20 protein-coding genes and 1 pseudogene are annotated in these 21074 nt (G+C 72.1%); 8 read left to right on the plus strand and 13 right to left on the minus strand.

Annotated features, from left to right (window positions below; all coding sequences use genetic code 11):
• A pseudogene (locus EAH89_RS31205) lies at nucleotides 1–285 on the plus strand (methyl-accepting chemotaxis protein); the annotation flags it as partial.
• Between the two features lie 312 nt (nucleotides 286–597).
• Here the strand turns inward: EAH89_RS31205 and EAH89_RS11505 are convergent.
• From EAH89_RS11505 to EAH89_RS11520, 4 genes are all read right to left on the minus strand, one after another.
• Nucleotides 598–1053 (minus strand): DMT family transporter, encoded by a 456-nt coding sequence (locus tag EAH89_RS11505; RefSeq protein WP_241666978.1) that lies wholly within the window; start codon nucleotides 1051–1053, stop codon nucleotides 598–600.
• A gap of 78 nt (nucleotides 1054–1131) precedes the next feature.
• Nucleotides 1132–2397 (minus strand): arsenic transporter, encoded by a 1266-nt coding sequence (locus EAH89_RS11510; protein WP_241666979.1) that lies wholly within the window; start codon nucleotides 2395–2397, stop codon nucleotides 1132–1134.
• Nucleotides 2394–2675, minus strand: coding sequence for a hypothetical protein (locus EAH89_RS11515; protein ID WP_140883116.1), 282 nt, complete (start codon nucleotides 2673–2675; stop codon nucleotides 2394–2396). The genes EAH89_RS11510 and EAH89_RS11515 overlap by 4 nt, the downstream gene beginning before the upstream one ends.
• Nucleotides 2666–3388, minus strand: a complete 723-nt coding sequence (locus EAH89_RS11520) for a hypothetical protein (protein ID WP_140883118.1) — start codon at nucleotides 3386–3388, stop codon at nucleotides 2666–2668. The genes EAH89_RS11515 and EAH89_RS11520 overlap by 10 nt, the downstream gene beginning before the upstream one ends.
• A gap of 314 nt (nucleotides 3389–3702) precedes the next feature.
• Between EAH89_RS11520 and EAH89_RS11525 the strand changes: the two genes are divergently transcribed.
• From EAH89_RS11525 to EAH89_RS11535, 3 genes are all read left to right on the plus strand, one after another.
• Nucleotides 3703–4494, plus strand: a complete 792-nt coding sequence (locus tag EAH89_RS11525) for a hypothetical protein (protein ID WP_140883120.1) — start codon at nucleotides 3703–3705, stop codon at nucleotides 4492–4494.
• Between the two features lie 99 nt (nucleotides 4495–4593).
• Complete coding sequence (locus EAH89_RS11530; RefSeq protein WP_140883375.1) at nucleotides 4594–6087, plus strand: sensor histidine kinase; 1494 nt, start codon at nucleotides 4594–4596, stop codon at nucleotides 6085–6087.
• Nucleotides 6060–7415: a sigma-54-dependent transcriptional regulator gene (locus EAH89_RS11535; RefSeq protein WP_140883122.1), complete on the plus strand. Its 1356-nt coding sequence runs from the start codon at nucleotides 6060–6062 to the stop codon at nucleotides 7413–7415. Before EAH89_RS11530 ends, EAH89_RS11535 begins: the two co-directional genes overlap by 28 nt.
• A gap of 243 nt (nucleotides 7416–7658) precedes the next feature.
• Here EAH89_RS11535 and EAH89_RS11540 read toward each other — a convergent pair whose 3' ends face one another.
• From EAH89_RS11540 to EAH89_RS33045, 3 genes are read right to left on the minus strand one after another with little or no spacing between them, the layout of a single operon-like run.
• Entirely contained in the window at nucleotides 7659–9077 is a 1419-nt protein-coding gene (locus EAH89_RS11540) for an aldehyde dehydrogenase family protein (RefSeq protein ID WP_140883124.1), read from the minus strand.
• A gap of 12 nt (nucleotides 9078–9089) precedes the next feature.
• Nucleotides 9090–9491 (minus strand): SDR family NAD(P)-dependent oxidoreductase, encoded by a 402-nt coding sequence (locus tag EAH89_RS33040; protein ID WP_206667517.1) that lies wholly within the window; start codon nucleotides 9489–9491, stop codon nucleotides 9090–9092.
• 29 nt (nucleotides 9492–9520) lie between these two features.
• The gene (locus tag EAH89_RS33045; protein ID WP_206667518.1) at nucleotides 9521–9850 is read right to left on the minus strand and encodes an SDR family NAD(P)-dependent oxidoreductase; all 330 of its coding nucleotides are present in this window, start codon (nucleotides 9848–9850) and stop codon (nucleotides 9521–9523) included.
• 248 nt (nucleotides 9851–10098) lie between these two features.
• Here EAH89_RS33045 and EAH89_RS11550 point away from each other — a divergent pair, with 248 nt between their 5' ends.
• The 3 genes from EAH89_RS11550 to EAH89_RS11560 all read left to right on the plus strand — a co-directional run bounded on the left by EAH89_RS11550 (nucleotide 10099) and on the right by EAH89_RS11560 (nucleotide 13031).
• Nucleotides 10099–11076 (plus strand): Bug family tripartite tricarboxylate transporter substrate binding protein, encoded by a 978-nt coding sequence (locus EAH89_RS11550; RefSeq protein ID WP_140883126.1) that lies wholly within the window; start codon nucleotides 10099–10101, stop codon nucleotides 11074–11076.
• Between the two features lie 105 nt (nucleotides 11077–11181).
• Nucleotides 11182–12198 (plus strand): NAD(P)H-quinone oxidoreductase, encoded by a 1017-nt coding sequence (locus EAH89_RS11555; protein WP_140883128.1) that lies wholly within the window; start codon nucleotides 11182–11184, stop codon nucleotides 12196–12198.
• On the plus strand, nucleotides 12195–13031 hold the full coding sequence (locus tag EAH89_RS11560) for an IclR family transcriptional regulator domain-containing protein (RefSeq protein WP_277753817.1): 837 nt from the start codon (nucleotides 12195–12197) through the stop codon (nucleotides 13029–13031). Before EAH89_RS11555 ends, EAH89_RS11560 begins: the two co-directional genes overlap by 4 nt.
• Here the strand turns inward: EAH89_RS11560 and EAH89_RS11565 are convergent.
• From EAH89_RS11565 to EAH89_RS11575, 3 genes are read right to left on the minus strand one after another with little or no spacing between them, the layout of a single operon-like run.
• Nucleotides 13009–13764 (minus strand): HpcH/HpaI aldolase family protein, encoded by a 756-nt coding sequence (locus EAH89_RS11565; RefSeq protein ID WP_140883129.1) that lies wholly within the window; start codon nucleotides 13762–13764, stop codon nucleotides 13009–13011. The genes EAH89_RS11560 and EAH89_RS11565 overlap by 23 nt on opposite strands.
• Before the next feature lie 2 nt (nucleotides 13765–13766).
• Entirely contained in the window at nucleotides 13767–14693 is a 927-nt protein-coding gene (locus EAH89_RS11570; protein ID WP_140883130.1) for a DUF6282 family protein, read from the minus strand.
• 13 nt (nucleotides 14694–14706) lie between these two features.
• Nucleotides 14707–15618 (minus strand): cupin domain-containing protein, encoded by a 912-nt coding sequence (locus EAH89_RS11575; protein ID WP_140883132.1) that lies wholly within the window; start codon nucleotides 15616–15618, stop codon nucleotides 14707–14709.
• 469 nt (nucleotides 15619–16087) lie between these two features.
• Here EAH89_RS11575 and dinB point away from each other — a divergent pair, with 469 nt between their 5' ends.
• The gene (dinB, locus tag EAH89_RS11580) at nucleotides 16088–17164 is read left to right on the plus strand and encodes a DNA polymerase IV (protein ID WP_277753818.1); all 1077 of its coding nucleotides are present in this window, start codon (nucleotides 16088–16090) and stop codon (nucleotides 17162–17164) included.
• 103 nt (nucleotides 17165–17267) lie between these two features.
• Here the strand turns inward: dinB and EAH89_RS11585 are convergent, their stop codons facing one another.
• The 3 genes from EAH89_RS11585 to EAH89_RS11595 all read right to left on the minus strand — a co-directional run bounded on the left by EAH89_RS11585 (nucleotide 17268) and on the right by EAH89_RS11595 (nucleotide 21070).
• Entirely contained in the window at nucleotides 17268–18116 is an 849-nt protein-coding gene (locus EAH89_RS11585) for a M48 family metalloprotease (RefSeq protein WP_140883136.1), read from the minus strand.
• Between the two features lie 495 nt (nucleotides 18117–18611).
• Nucleotides 18612–20219 (minus strand): gamma-glutamyltransferase, encoded by a 1608-nt coding sequence (gene ggt / locus EAH89_RS11590; protein ID WP_140883138.1) that lies wholly within the window; start codon nucleotides 20217–20219, stop codon nucleotides 18612–18614.
• 2 nt (nucleotides 20220–20221) lie between these two features.
• Nucleotides 20222–21070 carry an alpha/beta hydrolase gene (locus EAH89_RS11595; protein ID WP_140883140.1) on the minus strand — a complete coding sequence of 283 codons (849 nt, stop codon included), beginning with the start codon at nucleotides 21068–21070 and terminating at the stop codon, nucleotides 20222–20224.
• Between the last annotated feature and the right edge of the window lie 4 nt (nucleotides 21071–21074).

Here is a 21074-nt window from a genome sequence, read left to right on the forward strand (position 1 = left end):
CGCGGCATCGCGGGGACCATCGAGCGGATGGACGGCCTGACCCAGGGGGTGGCCGCTGCGGCCGAGGAGCAATCGGCGGCGACGCGCGCGATCGGGCGCGCGGTGACGGAGGCGGCCTCCGGCACGCAGGCGGTCAACCGCCTGGCGACGGGGGTCACGGAAGGGGCGCAGCAGACCGGCGAGGTGGCCACGCAGGTGCGGACCGCCGCCGGCGACCTCTCGCAGCGGGCGGAGACCCTCCGCGGCCAGGTGAACGGCTTCCTGGCCGGCATCCGGGCGGCCTGACCGTCGGGCGGCGGTCCGCGGGGCCGCGTCGCCCGCGATCGCGAGGCCACGGGACCGGATCGACCATCCGCGCGATCCCTTTCTGGGAGCTGCAACCCCGTTTGGCCCGCGCTGTCGGCCCGGCCAGGGCGGCGATGGTCGTCACGACGTTGGCCGTCGCCTCGTTCCAGCCCACGGCCGGACCGTGCACGGCGATGCGGCCGATCGCGAGTCAAAGCGCTGGTCCGTTCCGGAGGTTGGTCAGGAAGACGTTGAGCGCGTTCAGGCCTCGCGGGCGTCGAGCAGAGGGCTGATGGCCCACCAAAGCGGGCATCAGAACAGGGCCACCAGGGCGACCCCCGCCACCATCAGCGCGCCACCCAGCACGCGCCAGAGATTCAGCGAGTGCTGCTCCATGCCGAACATGCCGAAGTGGTCGATCAGGAGCGACATCAGGATGTTCGCCGTGATCGTCAGGCCGGCGAAGGCCCCTGCGCCGACCTTGTTGACGAAGATCAGCCCGCAGATCACCGCAAACGAGCCGACGATGCCCCCCAGAGGCGCCCACCACGGCATCCCCGCCACGCCGTCGGCCGTCGGAAACGGGCGCGGCATGCACAGGAACAGCAGCCCCATGAAGGCAACGACCGGCAGGAACGAGATGGTGCTGGCGAGCCACGGGTTGGTCACGGCTTCCCGCAAGGCCCCGTTCATTGGCGGTCCCCAGGCCTGCAAGGCGCCGGCGATCAGGATGAGGGGATAGAGCCAGGCGGCGCTGATGCTTTGCATGGGGATGGGTCCTTGCTTGCGAAGACAGGCTGGAAAGGGGGGAGGAGGCGAGGTCCGGTCGTCCGGTGCGCAAGCGGGTCAGCCGAACACGAAGGTTCCCGCGAGGGCCAGGAGCAAGGCGGGCGGCATCACCACCGCGCCCAGCTTCAGAAAGGTCCAGGCGTCCACGTCTTGCCCTTCGCGCCGCAGCGCGGTCAGCCAGAGGATGGTGGCCAGCGACCCGGTGACGGACAGGTTCGGGCCCAGGTCCACCCCGATCAACACGGCGCTGCGGACGCGCTCCGGCATCGGCGCCAGCTCCAGCACCCGTCCGGCGACCAGCCCGGCCGGCAGGTTGTTCACCAGGTTGCATCCGAAGGCGAGCACGGGGCCGACGACCCAGGCGGCCTCGCTCGCGGAGCGCTGCACCAGGGCGTGCAGCCCCTGCGCCAGCGCCGCCGTGATCCCGGTCGTCTCCAGGGACTCCACCAGGACGAACAGCCCGGCCACCAGCGGCAGCACGCCCCAGGACACGCCCTTCAGCACGGCGCCGATCCCGTTCTCGGATTTTCTCAGCACCAACCCGACGGCGGTCAGGCCGGCGAGGAAGGTGGGCAGGCCCAGCTCGATCCCGAACGCCGACGAAGCCAGCAGCACGACGGCCGTGCCGGCGATGGCCGCCGCCGCCATCCGGCCCGCCGCGCTCAGCACCGGGATCTCGATGTCGGCGAGGATGTCCTGCCGCAGGTCGCCGCGCTGGGTCCAGCGCAGCATCGCGTAGGTGGCGGCGATCGAGAGCAGCGAGGGCAGCGCGTATTGCGGCAGCCAGTGGAGCAGCGGCGGCATGTGGGCGCCGTAGATGACCAGGTTGGCCGGGTTGGAGATCGGCAGGACGAACGACGCCGCGTTGGCGATGAAGGCGCCGATGAACAGGTAGGGCAGCGGCTTCTCCGCCTTGACCGCCTTCGCCACGGCCGCGACGGCCGGCGTCAGCACCACGGCGGTGGCGTCGTTGGACAGGAACACCGTCACCACGGTGCCCACCGAGAACACCAGGGCGAACAGGCGAGTGGCCGAGCCCTTGGCGCGCGCGGCGGCGTGCGCGGCCAGCCAGTCGAACAAGCCCTCCTGCCGGGCCAACTCCGCGAGCAGCATCATGCCGATCAGGAACAGGTAGATGTCGGTCCCCTTGATCACCCCGGTCAGCGCGTCGGCGGCGGGCAGCAGGCCGAGCAGCACCAGCAGCACCGCCCCGGCTCCAGCCCAGATGAACTCCGGCCAGGAGAAGGGACGGACGATGACCCCTGCCGTGGCCGCGGCCGCCATGGCCCAGCTCGCCCACTGGGCGGTGGTGACGGCGCTCACCCCTTGCGTCCGTTGCGACCGGGGCCGGGCTGGCCGCCGACAAGGCCCTTCTCGGGCCAGGCCTCGGTTGCGTCCTGGTCGCTCCCCTGCGCGACCGCTCCGTCGTCGGCCTCTTTGCCGGGCTGCAGGACGACGTTCAGGCTGCGAGGCGGCCGCGGCGCGATCAGGGCAACGATGCGATACAGGTTCCGGCGGTTCTCGTCGTCGGACTCCGCCAGCTGTGGGTTGCCGATGCGCAGGCAGGTCAAGGCGCCCGGTTCGCCGGAGGTCATCGCCATGCCGGCTGCTCCTGGACTTGTGGCCCATGTCGGAGCGGCGGGGGCGGGGCGGGCGGCAGCGCGGTCATGCTCGCGGGATCCGCCCCAAGACGGGTCGCCTCCAGCACGCGGCCGAACGGTCCTGCGACGCCGCGTCCCTGCGCGGCGAGGGGCATGCCGGGCCGCAGCAGCTCCGACAGGCGCTGCGCCTCGGGCGGGGGCAGGCGGATGATGGTGCCGTCCGTCAGCAGCACGCCGTTCAGGTCGCCGCGCGGGCCGTGCAGCTGCAGGCGCACGCGGCCCTGCGCCGTCATCGCCTGGCGATCGCCGCGCGTTGCCGCCGGCGGAGGCGTCCCGGGCGGTCCGCCATCGGTCACCGTGCGGCCGGTCGCGTCGTTGGTGATGGCGACGGCTTGCATCATCGGGACGGCGCGGGCCCGCAGCCCGTGAACCGTGACCCTGTCTCCCGGCTTCACGGCATCCGCGAGCAGGGTGCCCAGGCGGGGCGGGAGGTGGATCTCGGTCCCGTCCTCCAAGATCAGCCCGTCCACGTCGCCCACCGGCGTCAGGCTGTACTGGGCGATCTTGCCGCTGATGGATGGAAGGGTCGTGGGGTCGAACGCGACCAGGGTGGACGTCGCCTGGGCCGGGACGCTTCTTGCCGGCAACGAGCAGGCCAGCAGGACGGCTGAGGCGGCGAGACAAGCGGCGGACCGGGCGGCGGCGTTGATCATGGGATTCTCAGGCGTGGAGCGCAGGACGATCCAACGGCAAGCGTTGTGCCAGGGCGCCGCTTTCTGAATTCACGGGGATTCGGCGCTTCCCCGGGGCCCTGTGTGTCCCGGTTTCGGACGGCGCGCGTCCGCCTTTCGGACAGGCCGGCCCTGACGCCCGCCGCTGTCCGATCTTCGGACGCCGATGTCCGCGCGGCGGACGCCCGGCGGACGGATGGTTGCCACTTGAATCAATGAAAACGGCAAGTTGCGGCATGGCACACCGGTTGCGCTGACCGGACACGGCGGGATGATCCGCCGCTGGGAAACGCAAGATGAAGATCGTTGACGTGAAGGCGCTTGCCGGGCGTGGCCGGGGCGCAAGAGGATTGCTGCTGGCCGCGGCGCTGGTGCTGGGTGCAGGCGGCGCCCTGGCGGTCGCGCAGGGGCGGAACGCCCCGCGCGATCCGGCCAGCATGCCGGAGTTCCGGGGCCGGGTGGCCCAGTACAGCCTGACGCCGGTGGGCGACGTGGACGGGCTGATCCTGGCGGACGGCACGGAGGTGCATTTCCCCCCGCATTTGGGCGAGGACGTGCAGAGGGCGGTGCATCCTGGGGACGAGGTCGTGATCCGCGGCGAGCGGAACGGACCGGTGCTGCTGGCCGGGTCGATCGCGGCGAACGGCACCACGGTGACCGACAAGGGACCGCCGGCCGGCGGCCCGCGCCGCCCGCCAGGCCCCGGCGGCTCCAAGCCCGCCGACCCCGCACTGGGACGGGACATGGACGCGGCCGGCGTGGTGAAGATGGCGCTGCATGGCCCGGCGGGCGAGCTGAACGGCGCCTTGCTGGAGAACGGCACGATGATCCACCTGCCGCCGCGGGACGCGTCGCGCCTGGCCGACCTGCTGAAGCCCGGCCAGACCTTGGCGGTGAAGGGATGGGGCCTGGAGAACGCCGTCGGCCGCGCCATCGACGCCCGGCAGGCCGGGCCTTCCATGGACCGGCTGGTGCAGCTCTCCGTGCCGCCTCGGCCCTTGCCCCCGGTGGCCGGCACCGACGAGCCCGGCGCCCCGGCCGCTGCCGGGGACCCTGCCGCGGCTGCACCGCGGCCGCCGGTTCGTTGAACGGCCGGGGACGACAGACCGCCAAGCACCGCGACGAAGGCCGGGCGCCCGCGTTGCCCGCGGGCAAGCGGGCCGCAAGGGAGAAGCGAGGTGTTCGGGATGCGTTCGCTGAAGGCCCGTCTGGTGACGCTGTGGACGCTGTCGCTGCTGTCCAGCCTGGTGCTTGGCCTGCTGCTTGTCAGCCTGCACCGCCAGTCCACTGCGGCGCAGGTCGGCCGCACGGAGGCTGTGCTGGCCCGCGCCTGCGACATGATCCGCGACCGCTTCGGCTTCTACGCGACGAACTGGCACGGCCCCGCGTCCGGCGTGCCGGACGACGCGTTGCGGCGCGATCTGGTGGCCGTGCTCAACGTGGCGCTGGCCCGGCAGGAAGGGGTGGAGGGCGGCGTCTGGGCGGCAGGGGCGGGCTCTCTCGCCTACGCCTTCCCCACCTACGAGGGCAGCGGTCCCAAAACCGACCTTCCGTCCGCCGAGGCCGCGCCCATCGCCGCGATCAACGCCGCGGTGCGGCGGGAGGAGCGCACGGTGAGCCAGTCCGTCGTCACGCGGTCGCAGAGCCTCCTGCTGGCGGCCTGCCCGCTGGACGGGCCGGTGCCGGGCCTCACCGCCTGGACCATGGGCCGGGTCCGTGCCGCGGAGGGGCTGCAGCCCTTGCAGCTGGGACTGCCGGCGCTGCTGGCGCTGCTGGTGCTGACGACGGGGCTGCTGGGGCGCACGCTGTTCGTGTGGGGCCGCCATCTCCGCGGGATCGAGGCAGCGCTCGGCGGGATGAAAGCCGTGGACCTGCCCGTCATCACGCGATCGGGCGAGCGGGAGCTCGACCGTGTCGTGGACGCTCTGAACCTCGCCGGAACCCGCCTGGCGGAGGCGCGGCGCGAAGCCGACGCCCTGGCTGGGCGGGTGGCGCGCGCCGAGCGGATGGCGGCGCTGGGGCGGGTGGCGGCCGGCGTGGCGCACGAGATCCGCAATCCCATCGCCGCGGCCCGGCTGCAGGGCGAGAACGCCCTGGCCGGCGACGACGGCCGGCGCCGCCAGGGCATCGCGGATATGCTGGCGCAGCTCGGCCGGCTGGATGATCTGGTCAGCGAGCTGCTGGCCATGACCCAGCGCGTGCAGCCCCGGCCCACGGCGCAGGATCCCGCCGCGTTCCTGCACGCCCTGGCCGCGCGCCACGCCGCCGTCGCGGCCAGGAGCGGCCTCTCGCTGGACGTGGCCGCCGAGGGCGGCCCGGCCTGCTTCGACCCGGCGGTGGTCGCCCGTATCCTGGACAACCTCGTCGGCAACGCCCTCCGGCACGCGACGCCAGACGGCACCGTCGCCCTGTCCGCCGTGCGGGACGGCGGCGTCCTGTCCTTCGGCGTGGCCGACAGCGGCGACGGCATCCCGCCCGGCATCGCGGACCGCCTGTTCGAGCCCTTCGTCACCGGCCGCGCCGACGGCACCGGCCTCGGCCTGGCCATCGCGCGCGAACTGGCCGACGCGCATGGCGGAAGGCTGCGGCTGCGCAACCGTGGCGGCCCCTGCGCGATGACGCAGTTCGTCCTCGAACTGCCCCAGGATTCCCCGTGTCCGCCAGCCAGCCCCTCATCCTGATCGTCGACGACGACGACGCGCTGCGTCGGGCGGTCGCCACGACGGTGTCCGACCTGGGCCTCCGCGCGGCAGAGGCGGCCGACGGCGTCCAGGCGCTCGACTGGCTGGTCGCCCACCGGGCCGACGCGGTGCTGCTGGACCTGCGCATGCCGGGCCTGGACGGCCTGGAGGTGCTGCGCCGCATCCGCGCCCTACCGGCCCCGCCGCCCGTGGCCGTGATCACCGCCGTGCCCACGGGCGAGAACACGATCGAGGCCATGCGCCTGGGCGCGGCCGACCACCTGGCCAAGCCGGTGGGGCGCGCCGCCCTGGCCGCCCTCCTGGCCCGCATGCTGCCCCGCGCCGCCGACGCACCCCGCACGGCCCGCGCGCCCTTGGCCCGTGAAGGGGAGCTGGTCGGCGTCAGCGCCGCGATGCGCGAGGTTCACAAGAGCATCGGCCTGCTGGCGGACAGCGACGCCACCGTGCTGCTGCTGGGCGAGACCGGGACCGGCAAGGAGGTCGTGGCCCGCGCCATCCACCGGCACGGCAGCCGCGCCGCCAAGCCCTTCGTTCCCGTGAACTGTGCCGCCATCCCCGGGGAGCTGCTGGAGAGCCTGCTCTTCGGCCACCAGCGCGGCGCCTTCACCGGGGCCGTCGCCGACCGCACGGGGTCGTTCCGCGATGCCCAGGGCGGCACCCTGTTCCTGGACGAGATCGGTGACATGGAGGCGGGCATGCAGGCCAAGCTCCTGCGCGTGCTGCAGGAGCGCGTCGTGACCCCCTTGGGCGGTCGCCCCGTGCCGGTGGACGTGCGCGTCATCGCCGCCACCCACCGCGACCTGGCGGCTGCCGTGCGCGCCGGCACCTTCCGGGAGGACCTGTTCTACCGCATCGGGGTGGTCCCGGTGCAGTTGCCGCCCTTGCGCGATCGCCTGGCCGACATCGTTCCCCTGGCGGAGCACGTGCTGGCGCTGGAAGGCCGGGACCGCCGCCTGGGTGCGGATGCCGCCGCCCGGCTGCTGCGCCACGCCTGGCCCGGCAACGTGCGGGAGCTGGTGAACGCCATCAAGCGCGCCGTGACCCTGACGCACCGCCAGGTGCTTACCGCCACGGACTTCGACTTCCTGGACGTCACACCGGCGAACGGCGCGGAAGCGGCAGGCGTGGATTGGCTGGCGGGAACCCTGCCGGACGCCGTGGCCCGGCTGGAGACCGCCATGCTCCGCCGCGCCCTCGACACCGCGAGGGGCAATCGCGCGCAGGCGGCCGAGCTGCTGGGGATCCGGCGGCAGCTGCTCTACGACAAGCTCGACCGCTACGGCATTCGCGGGGCATCGGCGGAATAGGCTGGCCCGGCGCCGGCCGGAGAGCCGGCCACGCGGGCCGCGCGTCCCGGCCTGGAGAGCCTCGTCCTGCCGATCGGGCCAGGATCGGGGGTCTGGCGGCGGCACACCGCCGTCAAGCGCCATCACCACGATACCCAGGAGCAGCCGCGTCCATGGACGATGGAGCCCGGACGCTTCAGGCTCGATCCACCACACCATGCCCCGGGACCGCGTACCCGAGCGCCCAGGTGAACGGGACGGAGCCTAGCTTCCGAGGATGGCTTTGACCTCCAGATACTCCTCAAGCCCGAAGACGCCGAACTCGCGCCCGTTGCCGGACTGCTTGTAGCCGCCGAAGGGGAGGCTGCGGTCGAAGGCGGCGCCGTTGATGTAGACACGTCCAGCGCGTAGGCGGTTGGCGATCGCGCGCGCCCGTTCCGCGCTGCGCGATTGCACGAAGCCCGCCAGGCCGAAGGGCGTGTCGTTGGCGAGGTCGACCGCCTCTTCCTCCGTCTCGTAGCTCATGATCGACAGGACGGGCCCGAAGATCTCCTCCCTCGCGATCCTCATGCGGGGATGCACGTCGGCGAACACGGTCGGCAAGACGTAGTATCCCCGGTTGAGGGTGACCGGCTGCCCCAGCCCGCCCGCCACGAGCGTCGCGCCGTCGTCGATGCCCGACCGGATGAGGTCCTGAACCTTCTCGAACTGCGCCCGGCTCACCAGCGGGCCCATGGTGGTGGCTAGGTCGAGCGGATCGCCAAGGCGGATGGCGGCCACGGCCTCGCGCGCTGCCTCAATCGCGGCATCGCGCCCCGCGCGGGGGATGAGCAGGCGCGTGGGGGATTGGCAGTTCTGGCCGGCGTTGGTGTAGCAGGCCTGGACGCCTTGGATGACGGCAGGCCGGAGGTCGGCGTCGTCGAGGATGATGTTGGCCGACTTGCCGCCCAGCTCCTGCGCAACGCGCTTGATCGTGTCCGCCGCCAGCTTCGCCACGCGCACGCCGGCCGCCGTGGATCCGGTGAAGGACACCATGTCGATCCCGGGATGGGCGGCGATGGCCTCACCAACGGTGGGCCCGTCGCCGTTCACGAGGTTGAAGACGCCCGGCGGCAGGCTCGCCTCGTGGATAATCTCCGCGAGGAGCATCGCGCTGAGCGGCGCGATCTCGCTCGGCTTCAGCACCACGGTGCACCCCGCCGCCAGGGCCGGCGCCACCTTCGAGGCCACCTGGTTCAGCGGCCAGTTCCAGGGCGTGATCAGCCCGCAGACGCCGATCGGCTCGCGGCGGACCACGCCCTGGCCCATCCGCTCCTCGAACCGGTATCCGGCGAGCACCCGCGCCGCCTCCTCGAAGTGGAAGAGGGCGACGGTCGCCTGGCGCTCGGTCGCGAAGGTGATGGGAGCGCCCATCTCGAGCGTCATCGCCCGTGCCAGGTCCGGCAGGCGCGCCCGGAAGCCCTCGATGATCCGGCGGAGGCAGCCGAGACGCTCCTCCACGGACGCCAGGGAAAAGGTGGCGAAGGCCCGCCGCGCGGCGGCGACGGCCCGGTCCACGTCCGGCGAGGAGCCCAGGCTGATCCGCCCGACGACCTCCTCCGTCGCGGGGTTCTCGACATCCAGGACCGATTGGGCGGCCGGCTCCACCCAGGCGCCGTCGATGTAGAATTTCAGCGTGTCCATGGCGTCCTGGCCTTACAGGTGCCTGCCCTCGTCCACGGGCACGACGATGCCCGTCGAACTGGTCAGGCTGACGATGCAGGCGACCACGGCCCGCGCGACGTCATCGGGGGTCGTGACATGGGCGAGAGGGAGCCGCTCGGCCGTCCTCTGCAGTTGTTCGCGCGTGCGGCCGGGGACGAAGCCCGTGTCGACGCCGGCCGGCGAGACGGAGAAGACGCGCACCTTCGGCGTGAGCACCTTGGCGAGCGCAATGGTGAGCGCGTCCACGCCCGCCTTGGCCGCCAGGTACGCCAGGCTGCTGCCGAGGCCCGTGCGGGCCGCGATGGACGAGATGTTCACGATCGCCGCGCCCTCGCCGCGTTCCAGCAGCGGGCGGAAGGCGCGGATCGCCGCGAAGGGGCCGCGCAGGTTCACCGCGACCGTCCGGTCGAAGATCGCGTCGGTCAGCCCGTCCAGATCATCGGCGGGACGGGCGTTGTCGCGCCGCCGCTGTTCACCAGCGCGTCGAGACGGCCGTGGCGGCGCTCCACCGCCGCCGCGGCCTCGGCGAGAGAGGCGGCCTCGTCGATCGCGATGCGCAGGGCCAGGTGCCCGGTGCCGTGCAGCGCCGCGGCGGCATCCTCCGCCTCGGCCCGCCGGCCGTTGTACCCGAGGACGACGACGCTCCCCAGCGCGGCGAGGCGTGCCGCCGTTGCCTTGCCGATGCCGCCGCTGGCGCCGGTGACCAGGGCCACCTTCGGGATGCGGGGAGGGGGCACGTCCAGGCCGGTCACCGGCGCGGCACCGCGGCGCCCCGCGCGGGAAGGCCCGCCGGGCTGCCCCTTTCCTCCATCCCTTCGCGCATCACGGCTTCTCCCCGGCGACCCACTGGCGAAACTAGTCGGTGCGACGAGGCGGTCGATCCATGATTGCTGCAATTCCGCATGCCGGAAAGCGGGCACATTGGCACAGCCCCTTCCGTGCTCCCCGGTAGGATGGCTCCCACAGGAAGCGCCCGTCATGCGCCGCAAGGGAGGACCTCATGAAGACGCGCGTCACTCGCAGGGTCGCGCTCGCCATCGGCACGGCAGGCCTCTTCACCGCGCCCGCCGCCCGCGCGCAGGCCTGGCCGTCGCGGCCTGTCACGGTGATCATGCCCTTCTCCGCCGGCGGCGGCACCGACCTCCTGGCGCGGGCCTTGGCGCAGCACCTGGGCGAGACACTGGGCCAGCAGTTCGTCGTCGACAACCGCAGCGGCGCGGGCGGCAACATCGGCGGCGCCGTCGTCGCCCGGGCCGCGCCCGACGGCTACACGATCCTGTTTGGCACGCCCGGGCCGCTGGCGAACAATAAGCTGATCTACCGGAACCTTCCGTTCGACCCCGAGCAGGCCTTCGCGCCGGTGGTACTGATCGCCAAGTCGCCCCTGGTCGTCGCCGCCAAGGCATCGCTCCCGGTGGGAAGCATCCGGGAGATGGTGGCCTACGCGAAAGCCAACCCCGGCAAGCTCACGGTCGGCGTCCCGGGCAACGGAACCCTGGGCCACATCACCGCCCTGCTGCTGGAGAAGGAGCTGGGGATCAGCCTGACGAGCGTGCCCTACCGCGGCACGGCCGATGTCGTGAAGGACCTGCTGGGGGGGCAGATCGACCTGGCGATGGACTTCCTGCCCTCCTACGTGCCGCTCGCGCACGAGGGCAAGATCCGCGCCCTGGCCGTCACCACGGCACAGCGCTCGAGCGACCTCGCGGATGTGGAGACCGTGCAGGAGGCCGGGTTTCGCGGGTTCGAGGCTTCCGCCTGGTACGCGCTGGCCGCGCCGGCGGGAACGCCGAACGAGATCGTGGAGCGGCTGAACGCCGCCACCAACGCCTTCCTCGGAAGCGCGAGGGGCCAGGAGGCGATCGCCAAGCTGAGCATGCAGGCCGTTGGCGGCACGCCCGCCGAGCTGAGGGCCTTCATCGCCGCGGAGTTGCGGAAATGGGCCCCGGTGGTGCGGGAGGCGAACATCGCCCTGTGAAGCACCCGGCACCCCCGCGGGCGTGCTCCGCCCGCCGGGCGTGGCGCGGTGCCCATGGTTCGCCCCATCGCCCCAGGGCGGGCGACGACGGTACGGGAGAGGGCCATGCGCGCGATCGAGATCAGAGGCAGGGGCGGGCCGGAGGTGCTCGCGCTGGTGGACAGGCCGGTTCCGCCATGCGGCCCCGGGGAGGTGCTGGTCCGTGTCGCGGCCGCCGGCGTGAACCGGCCGGACGTGCAGCAGCGCAAGGGGCTCTACCCGCCGCCGTCCGGCGTCACGGACATCCCCGGCCTCGACGTCGCCGGCGTCGTGGAGACGACCGCGCCCGGCGTGGCCTGGCCGCGGCCCGGCGACGCGGTCTGCGCCCTCGTGGCCGGCGGCGGCTACGCCGAGTTCTGCGCCGTCCCGGCGCCGCAATGCCTGCCGGTGCCGCGCGGCCTCTCCTTCGCCCAGGCGGCGACCCTGCCGGAGGTGTTCTTCACGGCCTGGAACAACGTCTTCTGGCTCGGCCGCCTGGCCGAGGGAGAGACGCTGCTCGTCCAGGGCGGCACCAGCGGCGTCGGGCTGGCCGCGATCCAGATGGCGCGGCACCTGCGCGCCGCGCGGGTCATCGCGACCGCCAGCTCGGCCGAGAAGCGAGCGGTCTCCCTCGAGCACGGCGCCGACGAGGTGGTGGACTACCGGGAGGCGGACTGGCCGGAGCGGGTGCGCGACGTGGCCGGCGCCCGTGGGGTGGACGTGATCCTCGACAGCCAGGGCGGCGACTACACGCCGGTCGAGATGGGCCTGCTCGCGACGGACGGGCGCCTCGTCCTGATCGCCAGCCACCGCGCCCCGCGGGCGGAGATCAGCACGCGCGACGTGTATATCCGCCGGCTGACCCTGACCGGCTCAACCCTGCGGGGCCGCCCGCCCGCGTATAAGGGGCGCATCGCCCGCGAGCTCGTGCAGCAGGTCTGGCCCCTGCTGGAGAGCGGGCGGATCCGGACGCATCTCTGCGGCGTCTACCCGCTGGAGGAGGCGGGGGCAGCGCAGTCCGTGCTCGACGCCAACGCGCAGATTGGCAAGCTGGTGCTGACCGTGTCTGATCTGGCAGGACACGTGCCGGAGCCTCCCCCCTGAGCGACCCTCCCGTCCAGTCCGTTCTCCGCGCCGTCTCGGTGCTGAAGGAGATGAACCGGCAGCGCTGCACGACGGTGGAAGAGCTCTACCGGGCCACGGGCCTGCCGAAGCCGACGATCATGCGGCTCCTGGGGACCCTCATCGCCGCGGGGTTGGCCACCAAGGCGAGCCGCGGGCTCGGGTATCAGGTCACCTCGAACGTGCTCTCGCTCAGCGCCGGCTACCACGGTGGGCCGCTGGTGGCGGAGGCCGGGCGGCCCTGGGCGGCGGACCTGACGCGGCGGCTGCGCTGGCCCGCCGCCATCGCGGTGCTGGACGGCGCACGGATGGCGATCAGCGTCAGCACCATTGCGGATAGCGCGGTGTCGCCCTTCCACAGCACGGTCGGGTCGCACCTCAGCCTGGTCACGCGCGCCCTCGGGCGCGCCTATCTCGCCTGGTGCCCGGACACGGAGCGGCGCATCCTGCTGCGGATGCTCTCCGCCTCCATCGACCCGGAGGACAATCCGCCGAACCTCGAGCGCGTGCTGCGGGGCATCGTCGGCACGGCCCGGCAGCAGGGCTACGCCCAGCGCGACCCGAAGGTGGAGCCGCGCTCCTCCGACACGGTCGCGGTGCCGATCATCCAGGGCGGGATGGTCGCCGGCACGATCGGCCTCAGCTACTTCCGCTCCGCCGTGAACCACCGCGTCCTGACCGAGGAGCTGGTGCCCGCCCTGAAGGAGGCGAGCCGGGAGATCACGGCATCGATGGAGCGCCTGCAAGGCGGCGGTGGCCGGGCGCCGAGAACGGCCGGGCCCCTCCACGCCGCTACCGCGCCAGCTCCGCCTTGAGGGACTGCATCGCGCCGACCAGCATGGCGGTGGTGTTGAAGCAGACCATGCCGGTGCCCGCCGCCTGCAGCCGGCGGACATCCTCCGCCGTGCGGCCCACCGTCGCCCGCGCCACCCCGGCGCGCCGCGCGGCGTCCGCGATGCGGCCCACCGCCTCCTTCACCGCGGGATGCCGAATGTCGCCGGCATGGCCGAGCGAGGCGCCGAGGTCCCCTGGGCCGATGAAGACCGCGTCGATCCCGGGCACGGCGACGATCTCATCCACCACCGGAAGCGCCTCGGCGTCCTCGACCATGACGATCACGACCGTGTGGCGGTTCCGCGTGGCGTAGTAGGCCTTGCTGTCCCCCGTGCCGTAGGCGGAGGAGCGGGAGAGCGCCACCCCGCGCTTGCCTTCCGGCGCGTAGAGCGCGCGCTCGACCACCTCGCGCGCGATGGCGGCGCTGGCGACGTGCGGCACGAGGATCCCGTCCGCGCCGGCGTCCAGCACGCGCTGGATGCTGGCCACCGATCCGTCCGGCACGCGGACCAGCCCGGCCATGCCGTGCAGGGCGGCGGCGCGCAGCATGTCCTCGATCGTCTCGATGCCGGCGGGCCCGTGCTCGGTGTCGATGATGACGAAGTCGTAGCCGCAGAAGCCCGCCATCTCGACCGTCGCGGCCGATGGCGTGCCAATGAAGAAGCCGAGCAGGCGCTCGCCCCGGCGCATCCGGTCCTTGAAGCCGTCGGGCATGCCTAGGCCGCCTCGTCGAGGCCGACGAGCCGCGCCGCGTTGGAGGAGACGAGCTTGCGGATGTCGGCCTTCGGCACCTGCTGGTCGAGGAGCAGCCGGACCACCTGCCGGAAGCCCTCCACCGGCCGCGGCGAGCCGACGAGCCCGAGGTCCGAGGAGAGGATCGTCCGGTCCACCCCGGCCACCTCGATCAGGTGCACCAGCTCCTCGGGCGTGAACTTCTTCGACCTGCCCTCCACCCACATGCAGATCGAGTGCTCGATATGGGCGCCGATCGAGACGAGCTCGCGGATGTCGTCGTCGGTGCAGCCGATGAGGTAGGTGGGATGGTTCACCAGCAGGCGGTTCACCCCGCGCCGCCTGGCCTCCGCGAAGACCTTGATCATCTCGGCCGCGTCGAGATGCCCGCCGGCAAGGATGATGTCGGCCTCCGCGATGAGGTCGAGAACCCGCTTCGTGTCGTCCAGCAACTCCCCGTTGGCATCGGTGGCGCGCAAGGGAAGGGGGTCCAGCATCTTCTTGGCCGTCTTCGGGAAGCTCTTGCCCTGGCCCTGCGCCTGCTCGATGTGGTTCGCCGCCGACAGGGTCGGCATCCAGACGATCCTCGCGCCGAGCTTTGCCGCGTGATCGACCGCGTGGGGGTTGATGCCGCCTGACGCGTTGTTCAGCGCGATGCCGGAGAAGAGCCTCACCCCCAGCTCGGGGAAGAGCTTCTCCAGGATCATCGCGTGGGCGGTGCCGAGATAGAAGTGGTCCTTGTAGAGCAAGGCGCGGAACCCGGCGGCGGCGCAGTCCAGCAGGGCCTCGTGGTGGTCCAGGATGCGGGGCATGGCGGCCGGGCCGCTGTGGCAGTGCAGGTCGACCGCGCCGACCAGCAGCTCGGCCGCTTCCGCGTCGCGGGCGAGGTTGTCCATGACGATTTCGCTCATCGGGTTGTCCTGTTCAGGCCCCTTCCGGCATCGGGTAGTCGTCGGCGTTCAGCACCCAGCCCGGCTTCCTCGAGAAGTCCAGCCGGGGAGGGCAGAAGACGTCGACGAGCTGGTTCAGGCCGTGGCGTTGAGCCCGCGTCGTGTGGATGGCCGGCGGTGGGATCACCGCGACGGAGGGGGAGCCGCAGAAGGCGTGCTCGTCCTCGCGCCAGTGATTCATGTTCGGCGTCCAGGGCCAGCGCAGGTCGTGGATGAACTCGCCGTCGAGGGCGAGCGAGCACTGCTCGAAGTCGTCGTGGTGGTGGGGCGACAGCTTCGTGATGTCGCGCGGTTCGTGCCGGGGATCGAGGTAGTTCACCATGAAGGTGGAGCCGCGAAAGATCCGCCCGAAGCGGCCGCTTTCGCCGGAGACGTCCAACCCGTAGCGCCGAACGCGGTAGCCGTCTCTCGGCGCCGGCCATGGTTCGAAGGGAGGGATGAGCGGGTTTGGCCTGGCGTAGGCATCGTTATTCGGGCAACGGGCAACCAGATCGACCGAGAGCGTCGTGAAGAGGCGGACGACACGACCGGCACCGGCTATCTCGATGCTGCTGTCGCCCGGTGGGACGAAGACCACCGCGTGCCCCTCGCAGGCCACGCGTTCGTCGCCCGCCGTCACCACGGCCGATGTCGCCGCGTCCGGCAGGAGAAGCGCGTACTCGTCCTTCTGACCTCTCCGCTCAAAGCGTGCACCGGTCCGCGCTTCGGTGTGGAGGACGACGAAGTTCTGGCCGCGCGCGTACCAGGTCCTGCCCTCAGGTCCATCATCCTGGGGCGGGGTTTCGTAGAAGCGGACGTAGCTTGGCGGCGCGTAGGCGCCGGAAGGGACGGCGCGGTTCGGTCCCAGCGGAGCCAGAGCGGCGCGCGGATCGGACTTGTCATACATGGCTTGTCGTTCTCAGGCGGTGCTTCATGGGGACGCTCGCGCGAGCGCGCCGCGGGAACCGTATGACCGTGGAAGACGGCGGCTCCGAAGGCGGAGAGCGGCGATGGTGGGCTCGGACAAGGGTCATTTGTTAAGCCTCCAGCTCCATCGGATTTGCAGCAGCCAGCTGTCGGCACGTTAGTCATGGTCGACAGGGGCTTGGCCTACATTCTGCCTGTATTCCGATATGCGGAATTCTATCGTGGCGCGCTTGAGAGACCGGTCGGATCGGCTCGACCAAGATGCAAGTGGGTGGAGACGCGCTCGGCTGTGCGGACGCGGTCAGGCGGCTCGAGCCGGGGAGCCACCGTCCCGTTCTGCCGAGGTCCGGGGACTTCCGGTGAGCACCCGCCGGATTGAACAGGGGCTCCCCCGGCGCCGCCACGGTCGTGGTATCCTCGCCCTTCTCGCCGCCTCCTGCTTCGAGCCCGTGACCCCCGCCCGCAAGATCATCCACGTCGACATGGACGCCTTCTACGCGTCGGTCGAGCAACGGGACGACCCGTCGCTCGCCGGTCTGCCGCTGGCGGTCGGCGGCTCGCGCGAGCGCGGGGTGGTGGCCGCCGCCAGCTACGAGGCGCGCGCCTTCGGGGTGCGCTCGGCCATGCCGTCCCGCACCGCGCTCCGGTTCTGCCCGGACCTCCGCTTCGTGCCGCCGCGTTTCGAGCGCTACCGCGAGATCTCCGCCCGCATCCGCGAGGTCTTCCTGCGCCACACGCCGCTGGTCGAGCCCCTCTCGCTCGACGAGGCCTATCTCGACGTGACCGAGAACCTCCAGGGGCTGCCGACCGCAACGGCGGTGGCGCGCCAGATCCGGGCCGAGATCCTGGAGCGCACGGGCCTGACCGCCTCGGCGGGGGTCTCATACAACAAATTCCTCGCCAAGCTCGCGAGCGACCTGCGCAAGCCCAACGGCATGTTCGTCATCACGCCCGATCAGGGTCCGGCCTTCGTCGAGGCGCTGGAGGTCTCACGCTTCCACGGCGTGGGGCCAGCGACGGCGGCCCGCCTGGAGGCGCTGGGCATCCGCACTGGCCGCGACCTCCGCGAGCGGAGCCTCGCCTTCCTGCAGGCGCACTTTGGCAAGGCGGGCGCCCACTTCCACGCCATCGCGCGCGGCGAGGACCACCGCCCGGTGGTGCCCGACCGGCCGAGGAAGTCCTTCGGTTCGGAGACGACCTATGCCCGGGACCTCGCCACCGCTGGGGAGGTGGAGGGGGGCATCACGGCGCTGGCCGAGGAGGTCGGGGAATGGTGCGAGAAGACCGGCATCGTCGGGCGCACCGTGACCGTCAAGGTGAGGTTCGCCGACTTTCGGCAGCTGACCCGCAGCCGGACCTTGGCCGCGCCCGTTGCGGGCCGGGCCGAGCTGGCCAAGGTATCGCTGGACCTGGTGCGGGGCATCTTCCCGCTGCCCAAGGGCGTGCGCCTCCTCGGCGTGACGGTCTCCGGCTTCGGCAGCGCCGACGAGGGGCGCCCGGACCAGATCAGCCTCGACTTCGGGTGAGGAACGGTGCCTGTGCGGACCGGGCCGGTCGATTGTCGGTGCAGGGAGCAGAGCCGGCGGGTGGTCGCAAAGCGGAGCGGTGGCCGGACCGATGCTCCGCGCCCTACCGCGTGACGGACAGCCGCGGCACGAGATCGGGCGAGGCGCGCACCTCCTGCACCGTCCGGCGCCACGCCGCCAGCCGCTCCGGATCGCTGGGATGCCGGTCCAGGACGCCCGCTTCGCCCGACAGGCGGTCCCGGCGCGCCAGCCTTACCCACAAGCTCGCCGCCGGCGCGGGATCGTAGCCCGCGCGCGCCAGGAGGTAGACGGCGAGGTAGTCGGCCTCGCGCTCCTCCTCCTTGGAGAAGGCCAGCCGCGCCGCGCCCGCGCCGAGCTCCGCCGCGCCCTGTCCGATGGCCCAGGCGGCCAGGCCACCGAAGGGGATCACCGCTCCGACGATCGACCCCGCGGCGATCCCAGCGGCCGACCCCCGGGCCAGGCCGCGCGCCAGGTGGCCGGCCAGGTGGTGGCCCATCTCGTGCGCGACGACGGCCGCGGTTTCGTCGTCCGTGGCCATCGCGCGCAGCATGCCCGTGCTCACCGTGATCCGCCCCGCCCCCGACGCCTCGGCGCTCATGGTCGCCGCGCCGGAGGGGCTGGCATCGAGCACCACCTGGAAGGCGCAAGCCCGGCCGAGATAGGCGTCGCAGAACGGCTCGGCGGGCGGTGCCAGGCGCGCCGTGACGCGCTCCAGCATGGGCCCGTCCTGCACGGGATCCCGCGGGCTGGCCGTGAGCACCGGCGCTGCCGCGATGGTCTGCGCGGCGTTCCGCACCTCCTCGGCCGTGACGGACGGGAGAGCGTGCTGGGTGCCGCAGCCAGCGAGCGCGACCGCCGCCAGGAGGTAGCGCGAGGTCCAGGCCTTTCTCCGGCGTTCGGCGCCGCTTCTTACTGCTCCCGGCTGAGGCATGCCTGCGTGACCCGCGATCGGACCATGGCGCTGTCGATGCTCAGATCACCAAGTGGGCCGGCGTACCGGTCCTCGGCCGCAGCGCCGCGCATCCGGCAGGCGTCGGCCGTCTCTGCCCTGCCCGCCGCCCCGGCCGCTGTGCCTTGCACGGGGGTGCCAGGGGCACAGGCTGCGAGAAGGAGAAACGTTGAGAGGAGAACGCCGCATCGGGTGCGAGGCATGGGGCTGCTCCGTGCTGACTGTGTGGATGAACCCCGCGGCACGGCCAGCGGTTTCGGCGGCGAGGACGATCCAAGGCGCGTCATCGGCCGTCCTGGCGACGTGCCGGTGCCGTTCCGGGGCCCGTCCAGCCGAGAGCCGCTTCGCCGAGGAAGCCGCTCTCGCCCTTGCGCGGGCTCTTGCCGATTCTCCTGCCCAGTTACGCCGGTTTCTTGCCTTCTGCCCCGTCTACGGCCACGCCCGCTGCCTTGGTCAGGCTCTGGAGGAAGAAGCGGGTCACGGCACCCGCAGGGCCATGCCGTCGCGCTGTGGGTCCGCACCGCCTTCGAGGCGTCCGTCGAGACTCTCGATGCCATGGAGGGCGGCGAAGGCGTAGCTCATGGCGCTACGCTTTATGTCGTAACCCTGCGCTGCGAGTTCGTCGGTGACGTCCCGGCGGATGCGGTTGGAGACGTCGATGGAGTCCGAGACGGCGACGATGCGGGGGGCCGCCACGGCATCGGACATGGACATGCCGAAATCGAGCACGTTGCTGATTCCCTGGGCGACGGCGGGGGCGATGTAGCTGCCGCCGGGGGCACCGATGACGATGCGCGGGGTCTCGCCTCGGAAGACGATGGTGGGAGCGGAGGAGGAGGCGCGGCGCTTGCCGGGGGCGATGGAGCCGGCGCGCCCGGGGCGCGGGTCGAAGCGGCTCATGGAGCCGTTGTACATGAAGCCCAGGCCCTCGGTGATGGCGCCGGAGGGGCTGCCGAGGGTGTGGGTCATGGTGACGCAGTTCCCGTCCCCGTCCACGACGGAGACATGGGTGGTGTCGCGTTCGGTCTTCCGCTCCAGGCGCGTGACGCGGAGGCGGTCGCCGCGGCGGATGCCGTCCGCCACGCCGGCCGTGTATGCAGGGGAGAGAAGCTGCTCGGTCGGCACCGGGACGAAGGCGGGGTCCGAGATGGTGTGGTCCTTGTCGATGGTCATGCGCTTCATGGCCTCGGTCAGGATGCGGATGTGCTCGGTGCCGGAGTGGGGGAGCGCGCCGATGTCGAAGTGCTCGAGGATGTGGAGCACCTGGAGCATGGCGAAGCCGCTGCTCGGCGGCGGGTTAGTCGCGATGCGGTGGCCGCGGTACGCGCCCCAGATCGGATCGGCGAGGCTCGGCCGGTAGGCGCGGAGGTCCTCCAGGGTGATGAGGCCGCCGTTCGCCTTGAAGTCGGCGGCGATCTCCTCGGCCATCTCGCCGGTGTAGAAGAGCTCGGGGCCTCCCTCGGCGAGGCGTTCGAGGCTGCGGGCCATGTCGGGGTTGTGGATGGTATCGCCGAGGCGCTTGAGGGTGCCGTCCTCGCGGAAGTAGACGCGGCGGCCCGTCGCGGTCAGGCGGAGCTTGTCGACCGTGTTGACCTGGCCGCTGGCGGATTGGTCCTGGGACCAGAACCAGTGCACGTGCGGGCGGACCATCCAGCCCTGGCGGGCCTGGGCGATGGCCGGGGCGAGGACGTCGCGCCACTCCATCGTGCCCCAGCTCCGGAGGGCTTCGGCGTAGCCGGCGACGTTGCCCGGGGTGCAGACGGCGAGGTGCCCGGCCTCGCTGATGCCGCCCTCCAGCAGGAAGGCGAAGCCGTCGCGCGACTGGCCGAGGAGCTTCTCTGCCCACATGCCCGGCGTGGCGGCGAGCGGCGCGCGGGAGAAGAATTCGAGGACCTTGTGAACCCCGCGCTTCGGCAGGAAGACCTGCATGGAGCCGAAGCCGCCGATGCCCACCATCTGCGGGTCCACGACGCCCTGGACGAGGCCGCAGGCGATGGCCGCGTCCACGGCGTTGCCGCCGCGCTCGAGAACGCGGGCGCCGGCTTCCACCGCTTCCGGCTGGGGGGCGACGATCATGCCGGGCATGGTCAGGCCCCGCGCTTCTGGCGGAGGAGGCCGGCGAGGAAGTCCTGCACGCGGTCGATGACGAGCATGCGGCTGTGGGCGACGCCGGGGACGAGGTCGAAGCGGACCGTCACGCCGGCGGCCTCGAAGGAGGCCTGGAGCGCTCTCAGGCGCTCGGGGCGGGTGCGGCCGGCGTCGTTGGCGCCCTCCATCCAGTAGGTGCCGCCGGGCTTGTGGGTGATCTCCCAGGTCTCGAGGTCGGCGTCGCCGACGAGCATCTGCACGGAAACCTTTGCCAGGCCCTCGCGATCGAACTCGATGCCGAAGACGTCGCGAAGGTTGCGGATGCCGACCCACCAGTCGCGGCCGGCGTCGAGCAGAGTGACTGAGCCGGAGGCGCCGATGGAGGCGGCCCAGAGCGTGCGCGGGTGCAGGATGGCGAAGCGGTGGGTGAAGTGGCCGCCGCCCGAGAAGCCGAAGAGGGCGAAGCGATCCCAGTGGCGGCCGTACCGCGCACTGACTTCCTCGACCATGCCGAGGAGGACGCGGTCGTAGCGGATCTCGCCCTCCCGCATGTACTTGTAGCCGCTGCGTGCGCCGTCCCCGAGCGGGCCGATGGGGAAGATGGGGCAGAGAATGACGCAGTCGTTCCAGCGGCCGAACTCGGCGAAGCCGTCGCGGAAGTCGAGAAAGCTCGTGCGCGAGGTCCCGTGGACGCAGACGACCAGTTCGGTGTCCGGCCCGATCTGCGGGGGGACGTAGAGGCAGTACTGGAAGCGCGGGTCCACCTTGGCGGAGTAGATGGCGGTCTTGCCGATGTCGTAGGTGGCGCGCAGCAGCCTTGCCTGGGTGTCTTCGGCAGCGGTGGACACGGTG

The organism is Muricoccus nepalensis, from assembly GCF_006438825.1.
Taxonomy (GTDB): Bacteria; Pseudomonadota; Alphaproteobacteria; order Acetobacterales; family Acetobacteraceae; genus Roseomonas; species Roseomonas nepalensis.